General features: G+C 53.1%; 6 protein-coding genes and 1 pseudogene. 2 read left to right on the plus strand and 5 right to left on the minus strand.

What is annotated here, in order from left to right:
• On the minus strand, positions 1-886 hold an 886-nt coding region (yedE, locus tag FDW95_RS18445; RefSeq protein ID WP_249359226.1), incomplete at its 3' end, for a selenium metabolism membrane protein YedE/FdhT.
• A gap of 185 nt (positions 887-1,071) precedes the next feature.
• Here yedE and yedD point away from each other — a divergent pair.
• The gene (gene yedD, locus FDW95_RS18450) at positions 1,072-1,485 is read left to right on the plus strand and encodes a lipoprotein YedD (RefSeq protein ID WP_115258822.1); all 414 of its coding nucleotides are present in this window, start codon (positions 1,072-1,074) and stop codon (positions 1,483-1,485) included.
• A gap of 40 nt (positions 1,486-1,525) precedes the next feature.
• Here yedD and amyA read toward each other — a convergent pair whose 3' ends face one another.
• From amyA to fliD, 4 genes are all read right to left on the minus strand, one after another.
• Entirely contained in the window at positions 1,526-3,013 is a 1,488-nt protein-coding gene (gene amyA, locus FDW95_RS18455; RefSeq protein WP_115258821.1) for an alpha-amylase, read from the minus strand.
• 71 nt (positions 3,014-3,084) lie between these two features.
• On the minus strand, positions 3,085-3,453 hold the full coding sequence (gene fliT, locus FDW95_RS18460) for a flagella biosynthesis regulatory protein FliT (protein ID WP_115258820.1): 369 nt from the start codon (positions 3,451-3,453) through the stop codon (positions 3,085-3,087).
• Entirely contained in the window at positions 3,453-3,860 is a 408-nt protein-coding gene (gene fliS, locus FDW95_RS18465; RefSeq protein ID WP_115258819.1) for a flagellar export chaperone FliS, read from the minus strand. The genes fliT and fliS overlap by 1 nt, the downstream gene beginning before the upstream one ends.
• A gap of 15 nt (positions 3,861-3,875) precedes the next feature.
• The gene (gene fliD, locus FDW95_RS18470) at positions 3,876-5,276 is read right to left on the minus strand and encodes a flagellar filament capping protein FliD (protein ID WP_115258818.1); all 1,401 of its coding nucleotides are present in this window, start codon (positions 5,274-5,276) and stop codon (positions 3,876-3,878) included.
• Between the two features lie 255 nt (positions 5,277-5,531).
• Between fliD and FDW95_RS18475 the strand changes: the two are divergent.
• Positions 5,532-5,660, plus strand: a pseudogene (locus tag FDW95_RS18475) (flagellin FliC); the annotation flags it as partial.

Below are 5,660 nucleotides of genomic sequence, written 5' to 3' on the forward strand. Positions count from 1 at the left end.
AGCCGCCGATCACCGCGTTGGGACCGGCCCACATGATCTTCGCCTCCACGCCCAGTTGCACGTAGCTGAAGATACCGATAGCGCTGACCGCCATGCCGAAGATAATGGCTTTTGCCATATGGGTGCGCCCGGAAATCCACAGGTCGCGAAATGCCGAGGTGAAACAGATTTGCGCCCGTTCAATCAACAGACCGAATCCCACGCCGAACAGCATGGCTAACCCGAGCTTGGGTTTATCCATGGCGGTGAGCAGCGCCCAGCCGATCATGCCGATAAACACCAGCATGCCGAGGCGAAAACGCCGACGCGCCTGCTCCGGTTTTTGCGTCAGCGGCGAGGCGGCAGAGACTTTCTGCATTTTGACCGGAATACGGAACATCGGCAGCAGGGTGAAGCGTGCGCCAAACCATGAGCCAATTGCGGTGGCCAGCGCAAAGAACCACGCATGCAGAGAGAACTGTGGGATCCCGGTGAAGAACGCCGCGAGGTTACAGCCCATCGCCAGACGCGCGCCGAAACCGGCGATCATCCCGCCGATAATGGCTTGCATAATGCGCACCCGGCTACGTGGCATACGTAGTTTCACGTTGTTGGCCCACAGTGCCGCCGCAAAGCAGCCGCCGAACATGCCGAGGATCATCATGCCGTCGATGCGGGTCAGCGGGGAGCCTTCGAGATGGATCAGTTTGTAGTAACCCCACTCTTCGGCGTGAACGCCAAACAGCTGCAGGACTTGACCGCCCCAGCGAGTAAATTCGCCGGTTACCGCCCAGAAGGTTCCCGTAATGCCGAAATAATAAGTGGAGAGAATACCCGCCGCGATGACCGCAGGGGCAGGGGCCCAAAATTTAATTAACCAGGCCTGTTTGAAGTGTTGCCATGACATGCGTTTTGCCTCTGAACTCAGAAGGTATGTAACAAGAAGTGTGGATATTACACCGATCCACATTTTTGCCTATCAGTAATAAGAAGTAATCCCGACGGGATCAATCTTTATCCGCCGCCGCGAAAGGCTGGCGACATCAGGGGTTTAATGCCACAATCCCCTTTTCTTCGCATGCAGGATGAATGATGAAAAAATTAGCAATCGTTGGTGCATTTCTGCTTCTTAGCGGATGCGCCGAAGTTGAAAATTATAACGAAGTGGTAAAAACGCCCGCGCCCGCCGGTCTGGAAGGCTACTGGCAGTCGAAAGGTCCGCAGCGCAAGCTGGTGAGTCCGGAAGCTATCGCCTCGCTGGTGGTGACCAAAGAGGGCGATACGCTGGATTGTCGCCAGTGGCAGCGGGTGATTGCGCTACCGGGGAAACTGACGATGCTCTCCGGCGATCTCACCAACGTGACGGTGAAGCGTGAGCTGTATGAGATTGAGCGCGAAGGTAATACGCTGGAATATGACGGGATGACGCTGCAACGGGTCGAACGCCCAACGCAGGAATGCGCCGAAGTGTTACAGAAAACGCCGTTGGCCACGCCGCTGCCGTAAGCGTTAAACCCCGGTAGCCCGCCGCTACCGGGGAAGTCCATTACAACACCTCTGCAATCACCCACACGCTGACGCTGCCGCCGTTGCAGAAAAACGTCGCTTCGCCGTGTTCATCGGTGACCACGCTTTCTTCGCGATACCCCAGATAGTCACGCCAGGTTTTATTGCCGTAGTTCGCGCCAAGCGCAATGCTTTTTTCGCCGTCATCGCCGTTGGACAATACCACCACACAGCCGGGGTCGTCGTCGGTACCGCTGCGGCTAAAGGCGATGCAATTGGGGTGATCAAAATACAGCGTTTGCACGCCGTGGGCGAAACGCTGGCGGGCCAGAATCAGTTCATCAAGCTGTTCAATGATCGGCATGTCGATGGGATAGGTTTGTCCATCCCTGCCGGTATCTTCATAGTGCGCGCCGTACAGATCGGGGTAGAACACCGACGGCACGCCGTTTTCGCGCAGCAGGATCAGCGCGTAGGCCAGCGGCTTAAACCACGGCTCGACTGGGGCCTCCAGCGCCTGTAGCGGTTGGGTGTCGTGATTGGCGACCAGCGTCACCGCATGGAACGGATCGGCTTCCACCAGCGTATCGGTGAAGATCTGGCTCATGTCATAATCGCGTCCCTGACGTGAAGCCTCGTGAAACTTCATTTGCAGGGGGGCGTCGAACAACATGGTTTTCCCCTCCACCTGGTTGATGTAGTTTTGCAGTTTGTCGACTTCGTGGGACCAGTATTCGGCGACGATAAACAGCGGCTTGGGGGCCACCTCCTGCACGTGTTCGATCCACTCTTTATAAAACCAGGCCGGAATATGCTTGACGGCATCGAGGCGAAAACCGTCGCACTGGGTTTGCTCCATCACCCAGCGTGCCCAGTATTTGATCTCCTCGGTGACGGCGTGGTTACGAAAATCAATATTTTCGCCCATCAGGTAGTCAAAGTTGCCGAGCTCGTCATCCACCTGATCGTTCCAGCCTTCTCCGGTGTAATCATTGACGATTTTGAAAATGCCGTCTTCGGTGGGGTTCTCAATATGGTCGATGCCGCTGAAGCATTTGAAGTCCCAGACAAACTGCGAGTACTGACCCGCGCGGGCCGGGAAGGTGTAGCGCGTCCAGGCCTCGCATTCGACAATCTCATCGTCAATCTGCGTGCGGTCATCGGCGTTTACGCGCTGGACGCGAATGTATTCTTTCTCATCGGCCCCCATTTTGTGGTTGACCACCACATCCAGCAGTACCGCAATGTCGTTGTGTTTCAGCGCATCAATGGCGGCCAGCAGCTGGTTTTTATCACCGTACTTGGTGGCGACGGTGCCTTTTTGGTCGAATTCGCCTAAATCAAACAGATCATATGAGTCATAGCCAACGGAATAGCCGCCGGACGCGCCTTTATAGGCAGGAGGCAGCCACACCATATTAATGCCGATATCGTTGAGGCCGCCTGCGCGTGCGGCAAGCTCGGACCATAGCTGACCGCCCTCAGGGTAATACCAGTGGAAGTACTGCAATAACGTGGGATTTTTCATCTTCCGTGCTCCAGACGCCGTTTGGCAGACCTCTGGAGTATGGAAGATTATTCAGGCGAGACGGGAAAAAATTACGATGCGGTAGGGGCGTCGGGTACCAGCAGCATGCCGGAAAGACGACCATAGGCGTTATTCAGCGTCTTCTGGCGGGTCGACTGACCAATAAGCCCACTGAGTTCATCCAGCCGCTGTTGCAGCAACGCCTTGAGTAATTGTTCGTTATCCAGCGTCTGTTTAATATACCCGGCCACGATGTCCTGAACGCTTCGCGTAATGCCCGGTGGAGTTTCGTCTTCCATGACCACTTCAATACTTTGCAGATAGCTAACTTCCTGTTCCAGTAAAAGGTCCCATTCACCGCGCTGCGCCAGTTCCAGCAGCGAGTGACTGAGTAGCGCGATGCGCTGCCAACGGTTGACAAACTCCACGGCTGAGGTCATTAACGCGACTCCTGGGATGATGCGCTCGGTGAGATCTGCTTCCAGGCTTCCGCAATGTTGCCGAGCAACCCTTCGACTTCTTCAATGGCCTGACTATCATTGCGCAAATTCGCTTGCAGCAGACGGCGGATCATATAGTCATACAGCGCTGACAAATTGGTGGCGATTTCTCCGCCATTGTCCTGATCCAGACCCGCTTTCAGGCCATTATCGATGATATTAATGGCCTTGCTTAAGGCCTCGCCTTTGGCGACGATATCACCCTGTTGCATAAACAGGCGAGCGCGCACCAGGGCGCTGTGTGCGCCATCAAACAACATTTCGATCAGCTGATGCGGACTGGCGCTCATCACGCCACTCTCTATGCCGACCTGTGCATAGGCTTTGGTACCGCTCGCGGTATACATACTTACCTCGTGTTATCAGGATTTATTCATCGCTGTAAATTGTTGGCCCAGATAGGTACTGGTGTTATTCAATTTGCTCATCATGCTATCAAGCTGGGTAAACTGGGCGGTGTAACGCGCAACCATGTCGTCGATACTGGCGCTCACGGACAGGTACTGTTTGGTCAGTTTTTTCAGCGTGGCATTAATGCTGTCTTGTGCGCTGTCGATAATACCGTCATCAGCCAGATAACTTTTCACTTCAGCGGCAATCTTGGTGGTAATACCGGTTTCTTTACCATCGCCGGCCAGCAACTCACGTACTGAAGCGGTATTTTCGTCCAGCGCTTTTTTCAGTTTGGTATTATCGATGGTCATCTTGCCGGTTGTGCCATCTTGTTTGATGCCGATTTCATTCAGAGTTTTAAAGGCACCTTCGCTGCCAGAGTTGGCAAACTGTGCGCGAATACCGGTCTGAATGGTACGTACCACGCTATCGCCCACCAGCGCACCGTTATCTTTGTCCTGACCTTCAGCTCCGGCATCAACTGCCTTATACTTGGTCAACGAATTAAAGGTATCGATCAGTGAGTTATAAGCATCGACCCAGCCTTTAATGGCTTCTGTCGCTTTGTCATTGCTTTTGGTCACGGTCACGCGAGCATCAGTGACCTTTTTGGTCAGCTCCAGCGTCACGCCCTGCGGCGCATCGGTCACTTTGTTGCTCTGACGCTCAATCGGGATCCCGTTCATGGTTAACAGAGCGTTTTGCGCGACTACTAACTCGCTCATTTTACCGGTACCGGTATTGCTGTCATAAGCCAGCAGATCGTTTAGCTTGCTGTCGCCGTCTACGGAGATGGTCATCTTACTGTCCATACCTTCGGCGGCAGTCAGTACCAGTTTAAACTCGCCGTCTTTCACCTTGACGATACTGGCAGAGATACCGCTGTCGGAATCGTTAATCGCCTTACTGATATCATCCAGCGTGGTTTTGTCCTGCGACAGTTTAATCTCCATCGGCTCTTTGCGGCCCGGCTGCTCAATTTTAATGGTACGAGTGGCAGAACCGTTACCGAGAGCGTCTTTGCTTGAGCCAACCGTTGCAGTACTTAAAGATTGAGCCTGCGCCAGCTGCGTAACGCTGATGGTATAAATACCTGGGGCCGCGCCGGCTTCCGTGGTGACTTTCAGATCTTCGGTACTGCTGGTTACATTACTGCTTCTGAACAGTTCCGGTTTATTTAATGCCGTATTGGCCGTCTGGAATTTTTCCAGTGCACTCTTTAACGTACCGTAGGCTGTCAGGCGGGCGTTATTATCGCTCTGTTGCTGAGTAATTGGATTTAAACGTTTTTTCTCTGCAATAGTCAGGTTGTTTAGCAACGTGTCCAGCGGTAAGCCTGAGCCTACGCCCAATGATGTAAATGAAGCCATGCCCGATTCCTTGTGATTGCAAACAATTGTTATGCGAGTTATCGGCAATCTGCGCGCAAAGTTTAATGATTGTTTGGTGAAAATAATGCGCGGAATAGTGGTGCATAAAGAGGGTATTTCAGGGGCTAAGAAAAAAAGCGGCAGAAAGTGAAAATTTTCTAAAGTTCAAAATTAACGTGCCGATACATGGGTTACGGTCAGAAACCGTGGGCAACAGCCCAATAACATCAAGTTGTAATTGATAAGGAAAAGATCATGGCACAAGTCATCAATACAAACAGCCTGTCGCTGTTGACCCAAAACAACCTGAACAAATCTCAGTCCGCTCTGGGCTCTGCTATCGAACGTCTGTCCTCCGGTCTGCGTATCAACAGCGCGAAAGAC

Source organism: Citrobacter sp. wls718 (genome assembly GCF_005280945.1).
Taxonomy (GTDB): domain Bacteria; phylum Pseudomonadota; class Gammaproteobacteria; order Enterobacterales; family Enterobacteriaceae; genus Citrobacter; species Citrobacter gillenii.